20 protein-coding genes are annotated in these 21,078 nt (G+C 60.6%); 7 read left to right on the forward strand and 13 right to left on the reverse strand.

Annotated features, from left to right (window positions below):
- The 4 genes from ACPYOI_RS21740 to ACPYOI_RS21755 form a co-directional block, all read right to left on the reverse strand.
- On the reverse strand, positions 1 to 667 hold a 667-nt coding region (locus ACPYOI_RS21740; protein WP_481423352.1), incomplete at its 3' end, for an aminotransferase class I/II-fold pyridoxal phosphate-dependent enzyme.
- Positions 668 to 828: 161 nt separating this feature from the next.
- Complete coding sequence (locus tag ACPYOI_RS21745; protein ID WP_481416974.1) at positions 829 to 2,112, reverse strand: cysteine desulfurase-like protein; 1,284 nt, start codon at positions 2,110 to 2,112, stop codon at positions 829 to 831.
- A gap of 151 nt (positions 2,113 to 2,263) precedes the next feature.
- On the reverse strand, positions 2,264 to 2,944 hold the full coding sequence (locus ACPYOI_RS21750) for a GntR family transcriptional regulator (RefSeq protein WP_481416973.1): 681 nt from the start codon (positions 2,942 to 2,944) through the stop codon (positions 2,264 to 2,266).
- Positions 2,945 to 3,037: 93 nt separating this feature from the next.
- Positions 3,038 to 4,126 carry an LLM class flavin-dependent oxidoreductase gene (locus tag ACPYOI_RS21755; RefSeq protein WP_481416972.1) on the reverse strand — a complete coding sequence of 363 codons (1,089 nt, stop codon included), beginning with the start codon at positions 4,124 to 4,126 and terminating at the stop codon, positions 3,038 to 3,040.
- 138 nt (positions 4,127 to 4,264) lie between these two features.
- On the opposite strand from ACPYOI_RS21755, the gene ACPYOI_RS21760 reads away from it, so the two are divergent.
- Both ACPYOI_RS21760 and ACPYOI_RS21765 read left to right on the forward strand, forming a co-directional pair.
- Positions 4,265 to 5,029: an HpcH/HpaI aldolase family protein gene (locus tag ACPYOI_RS21760; protein WP_481416971.1), complete on the forward strand. Its 765-nt coding sequence runs from the start codon at positions 4,265 to 4,267 to the stop codon at positions 5,027 to 5,029.
- A gap of 234 nt (positions 5,030 to 5,263) precedes the next feature.
- The gene (locus ACPYOI_RS21765) at positions 5,264 to 6,529 is read left to right on the forward strand and encodes an MFS transporter (RefSeq protein ID WP_481416970.1); all 1,266 of its coding nucleotides are present in this window, start codon (positions 5,264 to 5,266) and stop codon (positions 6,527 to 6,529) included.
- Between the two features lie 321 nt (positions 6,530 to 6,850).
- Here ACPYOI_RS21765 and ACPYOI_RS21770 read toward each other — a convergent pair whose 3' ends face one another.
- The 9 genes from ACPYOI_RS21770 to ACPYOI_RS21810 form a co-directional block, all read right to left on the reverse strand.
- Positions 6,851 to 7,837, reverse strand: coding sequence for a beta-ketoacyl-ACP synthase III (locus ACPYOI_RS21770; RefSeq protein ID WP_481423353.1), 987 nt, complete (start codon positions 7,835 to 7,837; stop codon positions 6,851 to 6,853).
- The gene (locus ACPYOI_RS21775) at positions 7,834 to 9,105 is read right to left on the reverse strand and encodes an adenosylmethionine--8-amino-7-oxononanoate transaminase (protein ID WP_481416968.1); all 1,272 of its coding nucleotides are present in this window, start codon (positions 9,103 to 9,105) and stop codon (positions 7,834 to 7,836) included. Before ACPYOI_RS21775 ends, ACPYOI_RS21770 begins: the two co-directional genes overlap by 4 nt.
- On the reverse strand, positions 9,102 to 9,740 hold the full coding sequence (bioD, locus tag ACPYOI_RS21780; RefSeq protein ID WP_481416967.1) for a dethiobiotin synthase: 639 nt from the start codon (positions 9,738 to 9,740) through the stop codon (positions 9,102 to 9,104). The genes ACPYOI_RS21775 and bioD overlap by 4 nt, the downstream gene beginning before the upstream one ends.
- On the reverse strand, positions 9,737 to 10,870 hold the full coding sequence (locus ACPYOI_RS21785) for an 8-amino-7-oxononanoate synthase (RefSeq protein ID WP_481417005.1): 1,134 nt from the start codon (positions 10,868 to 10,870) through the stop codon (positions 9,737 to 9,739). The genes bioD and ACPYOI_RS21785 overlap by 4 nt, the downstream gene beginning before the upstream one ends.
- An 8-nt stretch (positions 10,871 to 10,878) precedes the next feature.
- On the reverse strand, positions 10,879 to 11,880 hold the full coding sequence (gene bioB, locus ACPYOI_RS21790) for a biotin synthase BioB (protein WP_481416966.1): 1,002 nt from the start codon (positions 11,878 to 11,880) through the stop codon (positions 10,879 to 10,881).
- 87 nt (positions 11,881 to 11,967) lie between these two features.
- A complete protein-coding gene (locus tag ACPYOI_RS21795; protein WP_481423354.1) occupies positions 11,968 to 12,195 on the reverse strand; it encodes a hypothetical protein in 228 nt (75 codons plus the stop codon).
- Positions 12,143 to 12,277 (reverse strand): hypothetical protein, encoded by a 135-nt coding sequence (locus tag ACPYOI_RS21800; RefSeq protein ID WP_481423358.1) that lies wholly within the window; start codon positions 12,275 to 12,277, stop codon positions 12,143 to 12,145. Before ACPYOI_RS21800 ends, ACPYOI_RS21795 begins: the two co-directional genes overlap by 53 nt.
- Before the next feature lie 302 nt (positions 12,278 to 12,579).
- Positions 12,580 to 13,314: a hypothetical protein gene (locus ACPYOI_RS21805; protein WP_481416964.1), complete on the reverse strand. Its 735-nt coding sequence runs from the start codon at positions 13,312 to 13,314 to the stop codon at positions 12,580 to 12,582.
- A gap of 566 nt (positions 13,315 to 13,880) precedes the next feature.
- Positions 13,881 to 14,972 (reverse strand): ABC transporter substrate-binding protein, encoded by a 1,092-nt coding sequence (locus ACPYOI_RS21810; RefSeq protein ID WP_481416963.1) that lies wholly within the window; start codon positions 14,970 to 14,972, stop codon positions 13,881 to 13,883.
- 137 nt (positions 14,973 to 15,109) lie between these two features.
- Here ACPYOI_RS21810 and ACPYOI_RS21815 point away from each other — a divergent pair, with 137 nt between their 5' ends.
- The 5 genes from ACPYOI_RS21815 to ACPYOI_RS21835 all read left to right on the forward strand — a co-directional run bounded on the left by ACPYOI_RS21815 (position 15,110) and on the right by ACPYOI_RS21835 (position 21,070).
- Entirely contained in the window at positions 15,110 to 15,985 is an 876-nt protein-coding gene (locus ACPYOI_RS21815) for a polysaccharide deacetylase family protein (RefSeq protein WP_481416962.1), read from the forward strand.
- An 11-nt stretch (positions 15,986 to 15,996) separates the two neighbouring features.
- Positions 15,997 to 16,722 carry an SDR family NAD(P)-dependent oxidoreductase gene (locus ACPYOI_RS21820; RefSeq protein ID WP_481416961.1) on the forward strand — a complete coding sequence of 242 codons (726 nt, stop codon included), beginning with the start codon at positions 15,997 to 15,999 and terminating at the stop codon, positions 16,720 to 16,722.
- 19 nt (positions 16,723 to 16,741) lie between these two features.
- Positions 16,742 to 18,508: an ABC transporter permease gene (locus ACPYOI_RS21825; protein WP_481416960.1), complete on the forward strand. Its 1,767-nt coding sequence runs from the start codon at positions 16,742 to 16,744 to the stop codon at positions 18,506 to 18,508.
- A gap of 64 nt (positions 18,509 to 18,572) precedes the next feature.
- Positions 18,573 to 19,682 carry an ABC transporter ATP-binding protein gene (locus ACPYOI_RS21830; protein ID WP_481416959.1) on the forward strand — a complete coding sequence of 370 codons (1,110 nt, stop codon included), beginning with the start codon at positions 18,573 to 18,575 and terminating at the stop codon, positions 19,680 to 19,682.
- A gap of 17 nt (positions 19,683 to 19,699) precedes the next feature.
- A complete protein-coding gene (locus ACPYOI_RS21835) occupies positions 19,700 to 21,070 on the forward strand; it encodes a hypothetical protein (protein ID WP_481423355.1) in 1,371 nt (456 codons plus the stop codon).
- Positions 21,071 to 21,078 lie beyond the last annotated feature (8 nt).

Below are 21,078 nucleotides of genomic sequence, written 5' to 3' on the forward strand. Positions count from 1 at the left end.
GGCCGTAGACTTCGTCCGATATGATCCAGATTCCGGTGCGTCGGCTGAACTCTAGGAGCGCCTGCATCTCATCCGCACTGGCCGTCCAGCCCGTGGGATTGGCCGGGGTCGACAAAAAGATTGCCCGCGTGCGGGCATCGCAGGCGGCAAAGAGCTTGTCGAGATCGAGGCGCCAATCGGTATCGAAGTCGAGCGAAACAGGGCGTGGCTCGCCGCCAATCAGATGGATCGCATTGTGGATGTTCGGCCATTGCGGCGCGACATAGACGACGTTCGTGCCGATATCGACGAGAAGCTGCAGGGCAATATAGAGCGCCTGCATGCCGCTCGGTGCCACGGTCGTCCGTTCGACAGGAATCGGTCGGCCGTGCAGGTCCGACTGATATCGGCTGAGAGCCTGGTTCAACGCCTCAAGGCCACGCATGTTCGGAATGTAAAAGGTCAAACCGTCATCCAGCGCCGCCTTGGCAGCCTCGCGGATGAAGGCCGGCGTCACCATATCGCCTTCGCCGTACCAAAGCGGGATGACATCCCCAAGTTCGCGGGCGCGCATCGCCAGCGCTGCGATGTTCTCCGTTCGGAGGTCGCGAATCTGTGCGCGGATACCCTCGAAGGCGTGGCGGGCCTTCGCTGTTTCCGCGGAAAGTGGTGACGCCAAAAAAGACAAGGATCAGTCCTTACATTTCTGGCCGAACGCCTGCTGCTCGGAAGCAAGGATCGACGTTCGGCGGGGAAACGTTATTCGAACTCGGGCGCAATTCAAGAGAAATTTTAAGTTTCAAAGGTCTCGCAGGCGCCCGAGACGGTTTTGTCGTCAGCGGCTTCCCGCTAGACTTTCCGCTTTGTAAGAACCTCGCCCAGCACTTTATCGAAGCGGGCGATTTCCTCCATCTTGTTGTAGTGAACGAGCGAGACACGAATAGCGCCGTGCTCCATCGACAGACCAAGCCGCTTCATCAAACGCGGCGCAAACATATGACCGTCGCGCAAGCCGATGCCGGCCTCTCCCATATCCGCTGCGATCTGCTGCGGCGTGACGCCGGGAATGTTGAAGCAAATGGTCGGAACGCGCTGGGAAAGCCGCTCTTCGTCGGAGATCCCGTAGATCACGGCGCCGTGCTTCTTCAGGACGGCGATCATTTCGCGAGACAGCGTCAATTCGTACTCACGGATCGCGCCCATCGCGGCCGCCAGCGCCTCGCGGCGCGAATGACCGGTGCCGGACAGGAAACGGCGACCGAGGGCTTCGAGGTACTTCACGGCAGCATTCATGCCTGCGACGTTCTCGTAGGTGAACGTCCCGACTTCGATCTTGTAGGGCGGCACATCAGGGATGAAGTCCTCCTTGAACGTCGGAAGCTTGCAGAGCGCGTCGTAGCGTCCCCAAAGGAAACCCATGTGCGGGGAAAAATTCTTGTATCCGGAGCAGACCAGATAGTCGCAATCCCATGCCTGAACATCGATCAGGCCATGCGGACCATAGTGGACGCAATCGAGAAACACCTCTGCGCCGGCGGCATGCGCGAGCTTGCCCACGGCTTCCACGTCGACAATGGTGCCGATTGAATGCGCCGTGACCGTGCAAGCGACGAGACGGGTCTTGTCGTTCAGGAGCGGCTTCAGATCCTCGACGTGCAACGTGCCGTCTTCGCGCATGCGCCACCAGACGACCTTGGCTCCGTCCGCTTCAAGCGCAAGCCAGGTGGCGATATTGGCGTCGTGGTCCATGTCTGTGACGACGATCTCGTTGCGCTCCTGCAGCATCTTGGCGATACCGAGGCTGACGAGCCTGATGAAAGACGTCGCGTTGAGGCCGAAGGAGATTTCTTCCGGGCGAGAAGCGTTGACGAGGAGCGCGACAGTTTCGCGGGCCTCATCGAGATTGCGGTCCACGCCTTGGCTGTGCTGGTATTTTGCCATCCGCTGGACGTTGAAGTCGACGAGATGGGTCGCAACGGCGTCCACGACGGCCTGGGGAACCTGCGCGCCACCGGCATTGTCGAGGAAAATGAAGTCACCCGCCTTCTGTATGGCAGGGAACATGGCGCGGACTTCGTCGACGGGGAAGCTGTTCTGGCCCGTAAAGCCCTTCGTGGAAACCGATACACTCATAATCGCTCCTGCAATGCCGATGATATGGAACTGTCGCGGATGCTAATGTCCTGGCGTCAGTGTTTGATCATTTGATCACAAAATATTTGATGGTTCAACTAATTTTGGAAAGCAAACCACGCGCGGTTCGGATCTCTGGGCTAGGGAAGGGCTAGTCGCGACTTCTGCTGCAGAAATTTCTAAGAATCTCATGTGTGTGTCGGATGTCGTCTACGACGGCTTGGCGAGCAGCGGCAAAATCCCCGGCTTTCAGAGCCTCGATGATAACGCCGTGGAACCCGGCCGGATCGAGCTCTCCCTTGCGGATCAGCGGACCGACGGAGCCCGCGAGCAAGCGCATATAGGGACCGAGCCGAAGCCAAAGCGTGTCGATCAGCTGCAACAGAACCTCGGATCCCGACGCACGATAGATAGTGAAGTGGAAGCGTTGATTCATTTCGATGAGTTCGTAGACGTTCTCTCGCGCTGTGGCATGCTGCTGGTCGGTAATGGATTCGAGCAGCGCGATGTCGACGGGCGTCAGCCGCGGGCCACCGAGCTCGGTGGCAAGGCCCTCAACCGCTATTCGAGCGCGCGCAAGATCGTCCAACCGCGCAGCGGTCACCGGCGGGATGCGCGCCGAGCCGTTCGGAGCAACCTCGAGCGCATTTTCCGCTGCCAGGCGACGCAGCGCTTCACGAACCGGCATGTTGCTGGTGCCGAATGTTTCCGCGAGCGAGGCTATCGTCAACGTCTGCCCGGGATCAAACCTACCGGTCATGAGGGCATTGCGCAGTTGCTGGTAAACTGCCTCCTGGATCGTCGTCCGCGATGAAACAGGGCCAAGGGCCATCCGCACTATCCTATTCTTCTTGCAATGGAGTTTTGATCCGAGGCGCCGATCCTATCCGCGCTTGAAACCCTTCTTCAAGCATCCTCCGATCGTTCACTGTCTGTAGCCGGCCTGCATAAGCAGCGGCAGGACACGATCGCAGAAGAAGGGCAGCTCCTGCGTATAATTGACGAAGGAAAGCGCGATGCCGGCGTAGCCCTGCTGTGAGATGGCGATCATCTCCTCGGTGATGCGCTCCGGTGTTCCAACGAGCGGATAGCTGCCGGCACCGCCGGCAAAGCGCTGACGGTAGCGATCGTAAGCCTCGCGGTCATGTGATTGCGAGAACTCCTTCTTGCTGGCCATATGGACATCGACCGCCTCGTGATCGGCCAGCGTAACGGCGTAGCGATGATAGTAGTCGTCTGCCTCGGCCTGCGTCTCCCGGCAGACGACGTGGCACACCGTATATACGCCGACCTCGCGTTTATTGGCTTCGGCGCGGGCGCGGATGTCGGCTACAGGTTTTCCTGCTTCGCGGATCTCCGAGAAGGTCGTGAACAGGTAGTCGCAGCTCCTGGCTGCAAAATCCCGCCCCGGTCCGCCGAAGGCCGCGTTCATCGTGACCGGACGGGGGCTTTGCAGGCTCGCGGGCCGGCTGATGGCCTGCGTCAGCTTGTAATAGGTCCCGTTGTAGTCGAACGGCGCATCTGCCGCATAAGCATGCTCCAGCACCTGAAGCCATTCGTCAGCCTGATCATATCCTTTTTCGACCAGCGACGTGCCGAACATGGCAAACTCCTTAGGATTCCATCCGCAGACGATATTCAACCCAGCACGTCCGCCGCTGACATGATCGACGGTCGCCAGTGCCTTGGCGGCATAGAGCGGGTGGACAAGGGGCACATGGACGGTCATGAACAATCCGATCCGCTCGGTGGAAGCCGCAAGGGCGGCTGCCCAGGTGAATGTCTCAAAGGACCACTCGCGCACGCGGTTCTTGCCCCCGAAACCCCGCCAGCGGGCGATTGGAAGCAAGAACTCCAAACCGGCGCGATCGGCGATCTGCGCGGCCGTCAGATTGTCGGCCCAGCCCGCGGTCCAGCGCTCGGGGACGTCCGTGATCGCAAGGCCGCCATCGGCGTTCGCGGAGAAAACGCCGAGTTTCAGGCGATTTGCGCCTTTGAGCGGATGCTGCTTCACGGTACTGCTTCCTCTGTGTCGAGCAGCTTCGCGCGCTGCCTATGCCTTAGCTTGGCCATGTTTTCGGCTTGAGCGCAAATTGCTTTATGTTTAAACCTTCTCGATCGTGGACCACGGAAGCCGACCGGAGATGCTGACATGAATGATTTTCGTACGCAGTGCCTCAATCGGGCGTTGCTCGTCGGCACCTTTTCGGCGATCCCGCATCCGGTGGCCGTCGAGGTGATGGCGCAGTCCGGGCCTGATTTCATCTGCATTGATTGGGAGCACGCCCAGATCGGCCGCGAGCGTATCGAGGATCTGGTGCGTGCGGCGGATGTCCATTCGGTCACGGCGATGGTGCGCGTTCCCGGTCATGCTCCGGAAGCGATTGCGGCCGTCCTCGATGCCGGCGCCGGGGGTGTCCTCGTCCCCAGGGTTTCGACCGCCGAACAGGCCAAGGCCGCCGTGTCTGCCACTCGCTACCCACCGATCGGCAGCCGCGGCGTTGGCCCCGGACGAGCGGCGGGCTACGGCTACCGCATCCCGGACTATCTGGCGAAGGCCAACGAGACGCTGGTGCTGGCGATACAGGTCGAGACGGCCGAGGGGCTGGCCAACATCGAGCAGATTGCCGCCGTTGAAGGCGTGGATCTGATTTTCATCGGTCCCGGCGATTTGTCGGTTTCTATCGATGCCATGGGACCGGCCGGCCAGGAAAAGCTGGACCGCGCGATCGGCACGATCACGTCCGCGGCCTTACAAGCGGGTCGCGCCGTCGGCATCTTCCGGCCGTCGCCCGCCGATGTCGGCAGATGGCGGCAGGCAGGGATCAGCTTCTTTGTTCTTGCCAGCGACACCATGTTTCTCGGTGCGGCTGTTTTCGATAATCTCGCCGCAGCACGCAAGGCAGGCTCGGCCTGATACCTGCGCGCCTCGATCCGTCCATTCATGGTGGTTGATTGTCGCCTAGACGTAGTTGCTCGCGATCGGCGCGATTAGAGGTGAATTCCGGCATGCGGGCATGCAAAAAGCAGGATAATGGAACTATATAAACGAGCGTACTTCGATCGACAGCCGCACGATTCCTCTACGCGGCCGGCGCGCCCAACCGTAACCACGCAATGTATTAATTCATAAAGCGATATTTGACCCGCCATGAGCAACAGCAGCTACACCCCGCCTCAGCAAGCAGCCTCCAATATCTCGCAGACCGGCCGCGCGCTTTCCTGGAACATTTTCTTATCGACCTACCTGCCGGCGCTGATCTTCGCCCTTGGCGCCGGGATCGCTGTGCCTGCCGTTCCCACCTTGGCGAAATCCTTCGACGTAGACTTCAGCGTGGCCAGCGGCGTCGTGACCGCTTTCTTGCTGGGCAACCTTTTCGGGACTATTCCTTCCGGATGGTTGATTGATCGTCTCGGGCGTCGTCCTGTCATGATCGCAGGGCCTCTGCTGACGTCGCTTATGGCGTTTCTGGCGGCCTTCGCATTTTCGTTTCCGGAACTACTGATCCTTCGGTTCCTTGATGGAGTTGCGGCGCAGATGTGGTTGATGGCGCGGTTGGCGGGGATTTCTCATCACGCGCCAGCCCAGCAGCGCGGCAAGCAGGTGAGCTGGATGTTCGGAATGAACAACACCGGGGCGCTGGCCGGGCCGGTCCTCGGCGGGTTCATAGCAGGCACTTGGGGCCCGAGTGCTCCTTTCCTCGCCTATGGACTTCTTGCATTGATCGCTTTCGTGCCTGCGTTTTTGTTCGCCGCCGATACGCCGCGCAACAATCCAGACGTCGGATCGAATAGCAAAGACAGCAAAGCACCTCCGTTAACGGCATGGGAGATCATCCGGCCACGTCTTCCCTACTTCGGTGTAGCTCTCTTTGCCGGGCTTACCCGTGGCCCGATCATGGCCGACCTTCTGCATCTCTATGCTGCCTTCACCTATCATCTCGGCCCCCAGCAAATCGGCTATCTGGCAACCGGTGCTGCACTTCTCTCTTTGCCGATCGGCTTTCTGGCAGGCTGGATGATGGATCAGTTCGGCCGCAAGCGCACAATGGTGCCGGGCTTCAGCGGTGTCGCGGTCGCGATGGCAGCGCTCGGCCTGTCGACACTGATAGGCCTTGGCTTCGTCTGGTACACGGTTCTGTTTTTTATCGCTGTAGCGTTACAGGCGCTGACCGGCGGATCCATTCAAACGGTTGGGGCCGATGTCGCTCCGCCGCAGGCGCGCGGACGTTTCCTCGGCTTGTGGCGCTTCACCGGCCAGGGCGGAACGACGCTGAGCCCGATCATGTTCGTCGCCATGTCCGAATACTTCGGCTATCCAGCCTCATTTTTCTTTACGGCATTATCGGCGGCGGCTGTGGCCACCTTGCTCATCCGCTATGTCCCGGAAACAGGTGTTGCAAAAGCACGTCAGTGATGTGGCGTATCGTGAAGCGGCATCGAAGCGATGTAAGCTCTAGAAGCCTAAGACATTGTTGCGACAATTGAGCGCGCATGATGTAACACGATCTGCGCCAGCGGCTAACCCGCCAGTCAGATGCCCGCAGTGCCTCCTCCGAATATCCCAAAATCGATTCAGGAAAAGCGGGGCGTGCAACGCTTTGTATCGGTCTTTTCGGCGGTCAGAAATTCCCTTCGTCGCACCGCAGCAAAAACGCTCAGCTCTCGCCACCAGTGTCGCGCGCAGGCTCCGCAGAGCCTGCGCAAGCGGTCCAGCGTCGTTTCTCAACCCACGAACTCACATAGTAAAGAGAGCGGCCCCACCGCTCAGTCCCGCGCCTGCGGCGGTCATCAACAGGTGCTCTCCGGACTTCAGTGGCTTGTGTCGATGTTGGATGGAGAGGGACAAAGGAATGGTCGCGGCCGACGAGTTGCCGAATTCCGCGATCGTGCTGACGACCTTGCGCTCCTCCAGAGCCAGATTGTGGCGAACCGCCTCGCAAAGGCGGACATTGGCCTGGTGCGGAATGAAGCGGTCAACGGTAGAGACTGTTACAGACGCATCGGTCATCGCCTGGCGCGAGGTCTGCGTCATGAGATCGACAGCCCGGGAAAAAACCTCTCGCCCATCGCGCATTGACATCAGGGCCTGATCCGCCGGGATCTCCGGAGAGAAAGGCCTGTTGCTGCCGCCCGAGGGAATGCCAATCAGATCGTAGCCACTTCCATCAGACGCGAGGACGGCTGCCCTGAGGCCGCTTTGCCCGTTGCTGCAGGGGGCAAGCACCACCGCACCAGCGCCGTCCGCGAACAGGGCGGCGCTGGCACGTTCCGCAGGGTTGATGCGGCGGCTTAAAATGTTGGCTGCGACGATCAGCACTGCGCGACCGTGCGCACGCACGAAGCCGTCAGCGAGCGTCAGCGCGTAGAGGAAGCCCGAACACGCTCCGGCAAGATCGATGGCGCCGGATTTCTCCAGTCCGAGCTTATAGGCCAGAAGCGGTGCAGACGGCGGCAGCAGATGATCCGGCGTCGAGGTCGCAAGCAGGGTCATCGCGATCTCGTCCGGCGCAACGCCGGCATCCTCAAGGGCCATTTTCCCGGCTTCGGCCGCAAGACCGCTCAACGTGTCTCCCTCTTTTGCCCAGCGGCGGGATCGGATGCCGGTGCGTCTTTCGATCCAGCCCTCTTCGAGACCAAGGCGGGCTTCGATTTCCGCATTGTGCACGATGCGGGATGGAACGGCATGACCGAATCCGGCGAAGCGGGAAGACAGCGGTGTCAAGATACCGTCTCCTCCAGAACGAGCGAGACGACCTCGTCGATCGCCTCATAGGCCGCCGCGATATCCCCGGCGCTCGCGCAATAAGGCGGCATCAGGTAGATGACGTTTCCGAGCGGGCGCAAAAGCATTCCGCGCTCGCGGAACATCCTGCGCATACGGGGTCCCACTTCCGCCAGGTAACCGCCGGAGGGTACTGCGAGATCGAGGGCGGCGATCGTCCCGCACTGTCTGACGTTTGCAAATCGCTTGTCGTTCTCGAAGCGTTGCAAATGCTGCGTGTGCTGCGCTGCAAGCTCGGCGATCCGGGTTTCTACCGGCTCGTCGCGCCAGACTTGCAGATTGGCGACAGCCGCCGCGCAGGCGATTGGGTTGCCCGTGTAGGAACTCGAATGGAAAAACGTCTTTCGGCGGTCGTAGGACAGATGGGCTTCGAATATCTCTCCGGTGCACAGAGTTGCCGCGAGGGGAAGCGCACCCCCGGTCAGCCCCTTCGACGTACACAGGATATCCGGCGTCACACCTGCCTGTTCGCAGGCAAAGCGCGTTCCGGTGCGACCCCAACCAGTCATCACTTCGTCGGCAATGAATAGGCAACCGTATCGGCCGGCGATGTCCTTCAAGGCGGAGAGGATGGCACTGCCATAGATCTTCATGCCGCCCGCGCCGAGCACCAGCGGTTCGACCAGAATTGCGGCGACCCTGCCTGAGCGGCAGATGGTCTCGAACGCATCAAGGGTTTCCTGTTCGCGACCTGGTTCGGGAAAGGGAAGGCGGTCCACGCCGAACAGCAGCGGCTCGAAGGGCGCATTGAACACGCCACGCTCTCCCGCGGACATAGTACCGATCGTGTCGCCATGATAGCCGTGTTCCATCACGACAATACGGTCACGCGCGACAGAGCGATTGTAGAAGGTGCCGAGCGCCATCTTGATCGCCACCTCGACCGCCGTCGATCCGCTGTCCGAGTAGAAGACGTGCTGCAGTCCTCGAGGGGCGAAGTCGAGCAGACCTGCCGCGAGGGCTTCTGCGGGCTCGTGGGTGAACTCCGCGAAGATGATCTGGTCGTAGGCCTCCGTCGTTTCGCGGATTGCAGCCATGATGCCGGGATGGCGATGGCCATGCGTAATCACCCACCACGACGAGATTGCGTCGAGGAAGCGATTGCCATCCTCATCGAACAAATATGCGCCTTCTGTCGCGACGATGCGCTTCATCGGCGCTTCGAGGGCATGCTGTGTAAAGGGGTGCCAGACGGGTGAGGGGATCACGCGCGTGCCTCCATCAGGGATGCAGTATCGAAATTCTCGCGGAAGGCGCGGCTTAGGTTTTCCCGCGTCAGCCTTTCCACGAACGGCAACCGGCCCAAGACTTTCACCCGCCCGATGGCAGCGATGGTGGCCTGGGTATCGGCATTTTCCGCGCCAATGAACGCCACGCCGCAGATAGGGATGTCGCGGTTGCGCAGCGCCTCGATGGACAGCAGCGAGTGATTGATGGTGCCGAGCGATGTTCGGGCGCAGAGGATGACGGGAATGCGCCAGCGCGCGAAAACATCGGCAAAGACGGTCTTTTCGGTGAGCGGAACCAGCAGGCCACCAGCCCCCTCGATGACCAGCGGATCGGCACAGGTCGGCGGCTCAAGCTTGGCCATGTCGATTTCCACGCCGTCGAGACGCGCCGAAAGGTGCGGCGAGGCTGGAACGGTCAGGCGATAGGCTTCCGGCAGGATGTGTTCAGCGGGCAAACCGCTTAGCCTGGAGACTACGTCACTGTCCGTCTCGCCCTCCAGACCAGATTGCACCGGTTTCCAGTATCGGGCGTTGAGCGCACCGGCCAGCGCTGCGGCGAAGACGGTCTTGCCGATGCCGGTATCGGTACCGGATACCACGAAACGGGCGGTCATCTCCTGTGTTCCTCCATGGCGGCGGCGAGGCAATCCAGCATGGACGCAATCTGCTGCGGATCGACGTTGAGGGTGATTGACAGCCTGAGACGCGCAGTGCCCTCAGGTACGGTCGGCGGTCGGATTGCGCGGATGTCAAAGCCTTCGGCCTGAAGGATCTCGGCAATTCGTACGGCCCGAGCGTTATCGCCAATCAGGACCGGCTGGATCTGCGACCGGCTCGGCTCCATGCCGAACCGTCTTGCCAATCCTTCGCCGACAAGTGCGACGAGGCGTTCCAGAGCTTCGCGGCGGTCAGGTTCTTCCTCCACCATCTGTAGGGCCTCTCGCACACCTGCCGCCATGAGAGGCGAGGGCGCGGTGGAATAGATGAAGGCGCGGGCACGGTTGACAAGATAGTCCGCAAGGACGCCCGGTACTGCGAGCAAGGCCCCCGATACGCCGAGCGCCTTGCCGCAGGTATGCAGGGCAAGCACGTTCTCCCGGCCCTCCAACCCTGCCGCAAGCCCCTTGCCGCCCGCGCCGAATACGCCGGTCGCATGGGCTTCGTCGATCACCAGAAACCCTTCGTGACGGTCGGCGACGTCGACAAGTTCGGCGAGCGGGGCCTTGTCTCCATCCATGGAGTAGAGGCTCTCGACCGCAATCCAGGGCCGGCCCCTGCCGCCGTCCTTGCGCCAGTTTCGGATTGCCTCATCGAAGGCGTTCGCATCGTTATGCGAAACACTGACACCCGCCGCCTTGCTGGCCGAAATGCCCTCATGGGCGCTGGCATGGATCAGCGTGTCGTACACGATCAGATCGTCGCGTTGGGGCAAGGTCGAAAACAGCGCGGAATTGGCGGCGTAGCCGCTGCCGAAATAGAGCACGCGATCAGCGCCGAAAAAAACGGCGGCTTCCGTCTCCAGCGCTTCGTGTTCCGGGTGGTTGCCGCGCAGCAGGCGGGAACCGCCTGCACCCGCCGGAACGCCTCTCTCCATTGCGGCCATGATCGCCTCTTTCAGGCGGGGCGCGCCTGCAAGAGCAAGGAAATCGTTGGAGGTGAAGTCCACGCCTCGTTGCGGCGAAAGACTGCGTAGCCTCGCCTTGCGCTGCAGGCCCTCAAGTGTGGCTGCATATCCGGACAGCATTGGCCCAGTCACTCAGCCGGCTCCAGCGTCATCGGAGCGAGCCCGAGGCGGCGGAAGAGTGCTGCGTCGTGGTCCTCGCCGGGGTTGTCTGCCGTCAGAAGCGTGTCGCCGACGAAGATGGAGTTGGCACCGGCGAAGAAGCAGAGCGCCTGCATCTCGTCGCTCATCTCGGTGCGTCCAGCCGAAAGGCGCAGATGCGACGTCGGCATCAGGATGCGCGCCAGCGCGATCGTGCGCACGAAATCGATCGAATCGACAGGCGCTGCATTGGCCAGCTTGGAGCCAGGAATGGGGATAAGCTGGTTGATCGGCACGCTTTCCGGCGGAACGGGCAAATTTGCCAGCGTTAGCAGCATCGAGATCCGGTCCTCAGCGGTCTCGCCCATCCCCAGGATACCGCCTGCGCAGACCTTGATCCCGGCTGCTCGTACGGTTTCCAACGTGTCGAGCCGGTCCTCGAAGCTTCGTGTGGTGATGATTTCGGGATAGAAGCGCTCGGACGTGTCTATGTTGTGGTTGTAGTAATCAAGGCCGGCCTCTGCGAGCTTGTCCGCTTGAGCCTCTGTCAACATGCCGAGCGTCATGCAGGTTTCCATGCCGAGCGCTCTCACGCCTTCAACCATTGCGACCAGCGAGTCCATGTCCCGGTCTTTTGGACTGCGCCAAGCCGCACCCATGCAATACCGTGTTGCGCCTGCATCCTTGGCCTTGTGGGCCTCGGTGAGAACCCGTTCCACCTCCATCAGCTTCGACGCCTTCAGGCCGGTCGGATAGTGGGCGGACTGGCTACAGTACCCACAGTCCTCCGCACATCCGCCGGTCTTGATCGATAGGAGTCGGCTCATCTGCACGGTGTTTGGGTCGAAGTGCATGCGATGAACGCTTTGCGCGCGGAAGAGTAGATCGTTGAAAGGTAAATTATAGATAATATGAGCCTCATCTAGCGAGGTGTGAGGCGATCGATTGTTGCTTTCACGAGCGCTCTGCGCGGTTGCGCCTAATTTCTTCATGTCGACAATGCTCCAAGTCACAAATTATCGATAAAACTGCATGTTATCGATAATTATGCAAGGCGAAAATCGTCCAATTCCATCTGACTAGCGCCAGCGTGGCAGCTTGGACGTTTGGCCGATGCCCGGATTGAAGCAGTTGCATGGATCGAGGTCGCGATAGTGGGCGGCGGCGACCTCGTCGGCACGGTGGAGGCGGCGGACATTGTGCTCCGCCGGATAACGGGCGTTACGCTTGTCGAGCAGCTCAAGGATCTTGTGTTCAGTCTCCAGCCAGTCGACGCCCTGGCGGATTACGTAGTCCTGATGAAACACGTGGCGTAGCGCTCGGCGAATCAAAGGCGTTCCGGTGGATATACTCGGCCGCGATCGGAAGCGACGCGAAGGACGCGAGCATCGTGCGGCGGATATGGGCAAGTTCATTGAGATCGTTGGTCCCGACATAGAACACTTTCGCATCCTTCGTCGCCTCGAATGTATCGAGCCGTACCGCAAAAACGATGACCTTGCCGGAAGATCCGGAAGCCTCGAAGAGCCGGCGGGGATCGGCATGGAAGCGCGCCGGGCTCGGCGCGTCGACGTCACGCACGTGCTTTGCATAGTCCTGATCGGATGCTACCCGTTTGCCGGTCCAATCGATGCCGTGGGGGCAATAGCGCTGCGGGTCCAGGGCCGGCCAGCCGGCCCCGTGGCAAAATACTACGAAGTGTGTGTGTAGAGCACTTCGCCTTTGTAGCTGATTGTGAGATTGGGAAGCGAGTAGGTGCCGTCGTCATTGGCGACGATCAGCGGGGCACTCATGTCCGTTTCTCTCTTCAGGTATCCGTAATCATTGGTGATAATTCGCTTGAACATTGCGGTGCGTGTATCAACGCTTTGCCGGTAATCGTCGTTTTCCTTATAACGCTCTGAATGAGATGCTTTGATCATCTCATTGAGCATACTTACCATCTTGACCATGTCATCTGCGCGTTCAGGCGCGGTGCCCCTGACAACACCATCTTTGAGCGCCTGTTTTTCCGGCGTCATGATCGCGGCATTTCGGAGCGCTTCCTGCACTTCAGGCGAGGCGACCTTTTGCCTAAGGTAGCTGTGGAGCGCGGTCTTGAAGTGGTCGACTGACGAGAAGGTCTGGGTCCATGGGGTCGCGACTGGAGCAGTTCCGATGACGTCTCCCGTTTCATCGGTGGAGGTCGGCGCCTCCCAGAAATTCACCGGATCCTCGGGATCGCCCTTAGAAAGTTTTCCGGTAGAATCGTAGATGAAATCGTCAACATTGTCGTCCGATCCCTCGATCACGAGGTCGCTAAGCCAACTACGATCCGTTTGCGAATGCTCAGATCGTACTTTCACCGCTTCCGCGGCTACGGGCTGCAGTGAGGTAAGCACCGACGCCTGGTTATTTGTGTTGGCAGAAGAGCTTATAGCAACCATCCTATCCTCCTTGATGTTTCAAATATTGTGTATTTAAAGCCAACCTTTATTGCGCCTTGAACGTGGTTTGATACCGTCGCGCCTTGTCCTGCATGGTTTAAAAACAGGAGCTAACCGCGGTTCCCGCGGCCTTGAAATTGCGGTTTCCTAGGAGGCGCACATCTGCAGGGTGTATAGGTAGGACGGCTTGCACGTAGCTGGAGCGGGGTCCACACGATGGAGTGGCGCAGTCATGCACTGGGCAATCCGCCAACGGGAAATGCGGATAAGGCACGTCGCCATCGCGTCCGATCGTGAATCCCAGGGCGGAGACTTCAATGTGCACGATCTCGGCATCCTCCGGCGGGGCGGATGCCGGATCCGAGCAGTCCGGACTTGGCCAGTCTCAACTAAACGCCAGAAACGAACCCACCGTTGGATAACAACGACGCTGGGTGATGATAGGCAGCGGCTGGGAAAAACGGCTCGATATCTTACGCAATCCGGGCGGACAACGTGGTCTCGGAAAATTAAAAACGGGCCGTCGTCCGGCCCGTGATATCGTCCTGAACGCAGGCTGTCAGCCGTCAGTCCTTGCCATGCGTAGCATACTTGTCCCACATATCGAGTAGGCGCTTGCCGAGCGCTGGGTCGGAGGAGTCCGAGATGACGATCTTGGCGTCGGCCGGCATATACGGATGCGGAATGGTTACCGGGCCACGATATCGCTCGGCGGTATATTTCTGGCTTTCGTCGGAAAGCACCCAGTCGCACCAGAGGGCCGCGGCATAGGGATGCGGCGCGTTCTTGTTGATGATCATCACGCCGGCGGTCGCCTGGACGGGAGCCGACCAGACCGGCTGGAACGGCGTGGAGGGGTTCTCCTTCTTCATCAGAAGGCCTTGGTAGAGATAGTTGTCGCCCTGGATCGCGTGGTCGCCGGCGGCCATCAGCTGGACGCGCTGGGTATGGCCGCGCTGGATGATCGGATCATTCTCGCCGATGCATTTCATCCAGTTCTCGATCTTGTCAGGGCCAAGAATGGCGTACATGCCGAGCAGGAAGCGCACTTCCGGTGGATCAAAGGAAACCTGGCCCTTATATTCCGGCTTGCAGAGATCCTCCCACGACTTAGGCGCCTGTTCGGGTGTCAGCATGTTGCTGTTGTAGGAGATGCCGTGTTCGCTCCAGTAAAAGGGAACCCAACGGTTATCCGGATCGAGGAAGCCGTTGTATTGCGGCAGGATGGCCTTGGTGGCAGGTGTTGGATAATGAGCAAAGAGCTGCCGCACGCCACTACTGTCGCCCAGTGACATGTTGATCGCATCCGTTAGATGGCGGCCCGCGGTCTCTTCGGCGAGCAGCCGGTCGGCGGCATCCTGCGAACCGATATCGATGAGCTCGACCTTGAGGAAGGGATATCTCTTCTGAAAAAGCTTCAGATGATCGCGGGACAGTTCGCCACGCCAGGTATGAATGAGGGAAAGTTCGCCCTCGGCCTTGGCGCCTTCCTCGATCTTTTTCTGGCGCTCCGCCGGATCGAGCTTGGCTAGATCGGCATAGATCTTTTCGTCCGCGGTTAATTCCTGCGCGAATGTGCGGCTTGCAGCACCTGCCGTCAGCCCCACGGTGACAGCCAGCAAAATTCCCATGCTCTGCACGCGCTTTATGATCTTCATTGGGTTCCCCTTATTGTCAAGTTCGTGGTGTTTCGACGCATAAGGTTGTCAAATGTATTAAGGGCATTGTCAAATATTTTATGACGTGCTAGCCCTTCGAATGTCAAACAACAAATATCAGCAGGGGAACTGCTATCATGCATTATGGCGTTCAGTGGCCGCAGCCGAAGCTGCGTTGGCCAGAGGATAAACTCGTTTGTTGCACATTCCGCGTTGCCTACGAGGCCTTTCAGAAAAGTGGGCGTTTCAAGAAGTCGCCAAAGATACCGGTCAACGTCTCGTCGCTCTCGCACGCCAATTATGGTGGCGCGGTCGGCATCTGGCGGTTGATGGATATATTTGACAGACACGATGTCCATGCTTCGATCGGCGTCAACGGTTACGCCGTCGAGAAGTGGCCGGACACCGTCAAGGCGCTTTATGCCGCCGGTCATGAGATCTGCAGCCATGGCATGACCAACGATCACCACATGACGGATCTGACGCCGGAGGAGCAGCGCGAGGAAGTACGCGGCTGCACCCGCATCATCACCGAGTGCACCGGCGAACGCCCGGTCGGTTGGGCCGGTCCAGGCAATCTGGTGACGGCCGAAACGCTCGGCATCGTGGCCGACGAGGGCTATACTTGGTTCGGCGATGCGTTCGACGACGACGTGCCCTATATCGCCGAGGTCTCCGGCAGGCAAATTGCAGTGATCCCGAAACTCAACTACGCCAATGACTGGCGCGCCTGGTCAAACGGGCTCGGCAATGCAACCACCTATTTCGAAGGCTTCAAGACCTCCTTTGACTATATCTATCAGGAAGCATTGCGTGGACGGCCCGGCGCCGTCGACGTCATCGTCCACGCCGAACTGGGCGGCCGGCCGAATATCGCCACCGCGCTCGAAGCGATGATCCGCTACGTCAAGCAGTATCAGGGCGAGGTGTGGATCCCCCGGCGCGCCGAAATGGCGGACTACATTCTGAAGTCGTCTGGTCTGAAGCCCGAAGCCTACCGGCCGCTGGATTAAGGTTCTCCATTATGCACGTAGCAATGATTACGGGCGGCGGGAGCCTGATCGGCGAAGCTATAGCCCAATGTCTGAATGAAGCCGGATGGCATGTCGCCATCACCGACATCAACGTCGACAATGCCAACCAGGTGGCCGCGGGCCTTCCCGAACCGGCCCGGTCGGAAGTTCATCGCATGGACGTGACGAAGCCGGACGAAATCGCTGGCGTTATCGAGGCCGTCAAGGCGCGCCATGGCGGTGTCGATGCGCTCGTCAACGTCGCCGGCGGCGGACGCGGCATCGGCATCCCGAAGAAGGACTTCATCGATTTCACGATCGAGGAGCAGGACCGCATGCTGGAGATCAATCTCAAGGGCGTGTTGAACTGCTGCCGCTCGGTGCTGCCCGACATGATCGCCCGCAAGCGCGGCGGCATTGTCAGCATCACGGCGGCCCGCGGCCTTCGTGGCGGACCGCAGGCCTCGATCTATTCTGCATCCAAGGCGGCGATCATCGCCTTCACCCAGTCGCTGTCTCAGGAGGTGGGGCGGCACGGCATCCGCGTGAACACGGTGGCGCCCGGCAATACGGCGGCACGCTGGAAGAAGGATATCGACAGCGAGACGCGCTCGCCGCTCGGCACGCCGACAAGCCCGCGCGATGTCGGCAATGCCGTCGCCTTCCTGCTCTCGGAACAGGCAAGCCACATCACGGGCAGTTGCCTCGATGTCTCCGGCGGCACGGCGCTGCACTAGCAACCTGGATAGTGGATCAATGACTGCAGTCGAAAAAATGGCGCCTTCCGATCAGGTGTCGCGCAGACCGACGATGGGCAACCCGGCCATAAGCTGGCGTGGCGTCGTCTTCGTTCTGGTCATGCTGGTGCTCGTCTATCAGGTCGTGCTGCCATTCATCATGATCGTCTGGACAAGCTTCAAGACGATGCGGCCGGGGGAAGAGGGCTTCCTCAGCCTCACCACCTTCAGCTTCGATAATTACGTCAAGGCCTTCGGCACCTCGGAATTCTGGGGCGCGACCTACGAGACGCTGACTTTCTCACTCGCTTCGACGCTGCTTGCCTTTGTCTTCGGCGCCTTCATCGCCTGGGTGGTGGAGCGGACGAACACGCCCTGCGCCAAGCTGATCGGCACGATCATGTTGGCACGCATCGTCATTCCGAGCATTCTGATCACCATCGTCTGGATCCTGCTCGCAAGCCCGAACATCGGCATCCTCAATGCGCTGATCAAGAATGCCACGGGCATCCGCAATTTCCTCAATGTCTACAGCTTCGGCGGCATGGTCTGGATCCATGCGATCGAGATGGTGCCGCTCGCCTATCTGCTGCTGTCCTCGGCCTTTCAGGCAATGGACCCGCGCCTCGAGGAAGCCTCGACCATGACGGGGGCGGGGACTTTCCGTACCCTCTTCCGCATCTCGCTGCCGCTTGCGCTGCCTGCCGTCGGCGCCGCCCTGCTGCTGCTCTTCATCACCACGGTCGAGACCTTTGAGGTGCCGCTGCTGATCGGCGGGCGCGCCGATATCAAGGTCTATTCGACGGAGATCTTCTTCAACACCTCGCAGACACCAGTCGATTGGGGCCTTTCCGGCGCCTATTCGATGGCGATGCTGGTGCTGGCGATCGTGTTGCTCGCCTTCTATTTCAGGCTCGTGCGCCATGGCGAGCGCTACCAGACCATCACGGGCAAGGACTTCAAACCGCGCAAGACCGATCTCGGCAAATGGCGATACGTGACCTTCGCCGTCTCGTTCCTGCTGGTCTTCATGATCACCATCCTGCCGTTCCTGATGATGGTCTATGTCTCGCTGCTGCCCTTCTACCAGCCGCCGAGCGCGATCGCCTTCGAGACGATGACACTGAAGAACTATGCCGATCTCTTCAAGGACGACTATCTCATCAATCCGATGATCAACAGCACGATCCTCGGCGTTGTCACCGCGACCTTCGTTGTACTCTTCGTGACGCTGATTGCCTATTTCGCCCACAAGAGCCGCATGCCGGGCCGCAGGGTCCTGGATTTCCTGGCCTTCGGCTCGATCGCCATCCCGAGCGTCGTACTCGGCGCCGCCTTCATGTGGTTCTACCTGCTGGTACCGCTTCCCGTTATCGGAACGCTGACCATCATCTTCCTCGCCTATGTCACGAAATTCATGCCCGTCTCGCTGCGTTTCGTGTCGACGTCGATGGGCCAGATCCACAGCGAGCTCGAGGAAGCGGCCCAGGTGGCCGGCGTCTCCTGGGTGCGCAACTTCTTCAAGATCATGCTGCCGCTGCTGAAGCCCGGCCTGCTCGGCGCCTGGTTCTGGGTGATGGTGCATGCCTATCGCGAACTGACGCTGGCCCTCATGCTTGCCCGCGCCGACAACCGCACCGCGGCGGTCGTCATCTACGATCTTTGGGAACAGGGCTCCTTCATGAGCGTCAGCGCCTTCGGTGTGCTGATGTTCCTGGTGCTGATGATCCTGGTTTCGATCTCGAACGCCATCGGCCGACGCTACGGCGTCAAGGAGCAGCTCTAATGTCGGCCGCTCCCACTTCTCATTCCGAATATCCATCACCGCGTCAGATCAGGCGAGGAGCAAAATGATTACCATCGAACAGCTCAAGAAGGGCTTCCCGACCGGTTCCGAAAGTATCTTTGCGGTCAGCGGCGTCAGCCTGAATGTCGACCGCGGCGAGATGGTGACGCTGCTTGGCCCCTCCGGCTGCGGCAAGACGACGACGCTGCGCTGCATCGCCGGTCTCGAACGCGCCAGCAGCGGCCGCATCGTCATCGACGGCCAGACGGTCGCCGATCCGCAAGCCGGCATCTTCGTGCCGCCGAATCGGCGCTCTCTCGGCATGGTCTTCCAGTCCTATGCCATCTGGCCGCATATGACGGCGCTCGAAAACGTCGCCTATGCCCTGGAAGGGCGGGGCATACCGAAGGCGGAACGCCGCAAGGTTGCCATGGAAGCGCTGGAGGTCGTGCGCCTGGCGCATCTCGCCGACCGGCCGGCACCGCGCCTTTCCGGCGGGCAGCAGCAGCGCGTCGCCATAGCCCGCGCGCTGGTCGGCAAGCCGAAGGCGCTGCTATTCGACGAACCGCTCAGCAACCTCGACGCCCAGCTGCGCGGCGAGATGCGCGCGGAACTCAGCCGGCTGCAGCGCCAGATCGGGCTGACGTCCATCTATGTCACGCACGACCAGGCGGAAGCGCTGGCGATGTCCGACTGGATCGTCGTCATGAAGGACGGCAAGGTGGTCGAACATGGTCGCCCGACACAGATCTACCGCAAGCCGCGCAATACCTTCACCGCGAGCTTTATCGGCACGACCAATTTCGTCTCCGGCCGGATCCTTGAAGTCGATTCCGCCTCGCATGTCGTGCTGGTCGACACGCCGCTCGGCAAGTTCCGCGGCACCGATCCGACCGAAAGCCTGAAGATTGGCGACGAGGCCCAGCTCAGCCTGCGTCCCGAGGACCTGCGTGTCGCATCGGCGATCAACACATCGGGGATCAACCACTTCTCCGGAACGATCGATTTTGCCCTCTTCGTCGGCGCCGTGATGGAGGTCGACGTCCAGGCGAACGGCATAAAGGTGCGGTGCCTGCTCGGCCGCGGCGCCGATCCCGCCATCGGTGATCCGATCACGCTCGAAATCGCGCCGGAGGCCTGCATCGTTCTGCCGGCCAATGACCGGCTTTCCTAAGATTATTGGAGGATAGAATGGAAACCTCGCTCAAGAACCAGGAATGGCGGCCGCCGACCGATGTCAGCCGCGAAGAACTCCTGAAGCTGTCGGACGAAGTGCTGGCAAAGCCCGATCTCCCGCTCCGGCAGACGGAAGACATCTTCCGCATCAGCGCCCTCGGCCTCGACTGGGACATGGGCGTGACGGTCTACGAGCCGGAAGATGAAGCCCAGGCGGCGCGCGGCGCCGACGGCAGGAAAATCGGCATTTTCCTTCTCCATGGAGGTTCCGGCGATTACAAGTCGATGGAGCCGATGGCGAAGACCTATGCCGCCAAGTTCGGACACAAGGCGGTCGCCATGACTTTCCCCGGCCGTCTCTATTTCGACGATCCAAACCACGACTGGCCGGGCGACACGATCATGGCCGACGGCACCGTGCGCACACCGATGTGGCTGCGCGGCGAACATATCACGCCGGACCAGTATGAAGTGATCCGCGACACGTCGATGCGCATGCGCTACGGCACGCGCACCGTAGCCCGCGCAAAGCCCGGCTCGCGCTTCTATGACCGTATGGCGGCATGGCCCGTCGCCTTCGAGGAAGGCATGAAGGAGGCTATGCGCCGGCACTTCCCGGAAGCCGACTATTCGATCTATGTCACCGGCCATTCGACCGGCGGGCCGATGGTCTTCATGATCTCCCAGCGCGTGCCGAATATCGCCGGTGTTATCGCCGTCGAGAATTCGCCCTTCGGCTTCATCCAGGAGCAGCAGCATCACTGGTCGGGTGCGCTTGGCAAGATCTCCGGCTACGAGCGTGTCACCAAGAAGGCCGCACCACGCAGCGACCCCTTCAACGAACTCTATATCCGCACCTGGCGCGACCGTGCCCGCTATGCCGGCCCGGAAGCGCTTGGCCAGGAAGGGCCGAATGCGCTGATGCGGCTGCCGTGGCTGATCGAGGACATCCTCGACTGGTGGGACCGCACCAAGGCGCGGCCGCAGTTCAAGGCGGAATATACGATCACCCACAATATCGCCACCTCGCTGACGGCCGCCGCCGAGGCGGTCGCCGACCGGCTGAAGCTGTCGGACGAGGAACGCGCCAAGCTGATCGAGCACTATCGCGGCTTCCCCTATCCGCAGACCGGCCCGGGCGCAAAGCCCGTTCCGCCCGTGCTCTTCATCATCGCCAAGGACAGCCGCGACCACAATCCCGAGGTCTACGAGGAGGTGGTGATGCCGATGTTCGCCAAGATCGAGCCGGCACCGAGGGTCAAGCTCATCCGCTTCGGCGCGGGTGTCCATACCTACAACAAAGCAGAGCCGGGCCTGCCGCTCGGCATCGTTCCGCCGGCCGCCGCCGTCTATCACGCGGCGATCACTCACGGCTACTTCCTTTAAATGTCTGA

It is taken from the genome of Rhizobium sp. SVR5-2C (assembly GCF_056755115.1).

Bases quoted from the DNA above. Each gene is read 5' to 3' on its own strand.
- bioB (WP_481416966.1), bottom strand. From the start codon at position 11,880: ATGAAGAAATTAGGCGCAACCGCGCAGAGCGCTCGTGAAAGCAACAAT.
- ACPYOI_RS21815 (WP_481416962.1), top strand. From the start codon at position 15,110: ATGCATTATGGCGTTCAGTGGCCGCAGCCGAAGCTGCGTTGGCCAGAG.
- ACPYOI_RS21810 (WP_481416963.1), bottom strand. From the start codon at position 14,972: ATGAAGATCATAAAGCGCGTGCAGAGCATGGGAATTTTGCTGGCTGTC.
- ACPYOI_RS21745 (WP_481416974.1), bottom strand. From the start codon at position 2,112: ATGAGTGTATCGGTTTCCACGAAGGGCTTTACGGGCCAGAACAGCTTC.
- ACPYOI_RS21820 (WP_481416961.1), top strand. From the start codon at position 15,997: ATGCACGTAGCAATGATTACGGGCGGCGGGAGCCTGATCGGCGAAGCT.
- ACPYOI_RS21760 (WP_481416971.1), top strand. From the start codon at position 4,265: ATGAATGATTTTCGTACGCAGTGCCTCAATCGGGCGTTGCTCGTCGGC.
- ACPYOI_RS21750 (WP_481416973.1), bottom strand. From the start codon at position 2,944: ATGGCCCTTGGCCCTGTTTCATCGCGGACGACGATCCAGGAGGCAGTT.
- ACPYOI_RS21765 (WP_481416970.1), top strand. From the start codon at position 5,264: ATGAGCAACAGCAGCTACACCCCGCCTCAGCAAGCAGCCTCCAATATC.
- ACPYOI_RS21825 (WP_481416960.1), top strand. From the start codon at position 16,742: ATGACTGCAGTCGAAAAAATGGCGCCTTCCGATCAGGTGTCGCGCAGA.
- ACPYOI_RS21830 (WP_481416959.1), top strand. From the start codon at position 18,573: ATGATTACCATCGAACAGCTCAAGAAGGGCTTCCCGACCGGTTCCGAA.
- bioD (WP_481416967.1), bottom strand. From the start codon at position 9,740: ATGACCGCCCGTTTCGTGGTATCCGGTACCGATACCGGCATCGGCAAG.
- ACPYOI_RS21835 (WP_481423355.1), top strand. From the start codon at position 19,700: ATGGAAACCTCGCTCAAGAACCAGGAATGGCGGCCGCCGACCGATGTC.
- ACPYOI_RS21785 (WP_481417005.1), bottom strand. From the start codon at position 10,870: ATGCTGTCCGGATATGCAGCCACACTTGAGGGCCTGCAGCGCAAGGCG.
- ACPYOI_RS21800 (WP_481423358.1), bottom strand. From the start codon at position 12,277: ATGCTCGCGTCCTTCGCGTCGCTTCCGATCGCGGCCGAGTATATCCAC.
- ACPYOI_RS21805 (WP_481416964.1), bottom strand. From the start codon at position 13,314: ATGGTTGCTATAAGCTCTTCTGCCAACACAAATAACCAGGCGTCGGTG.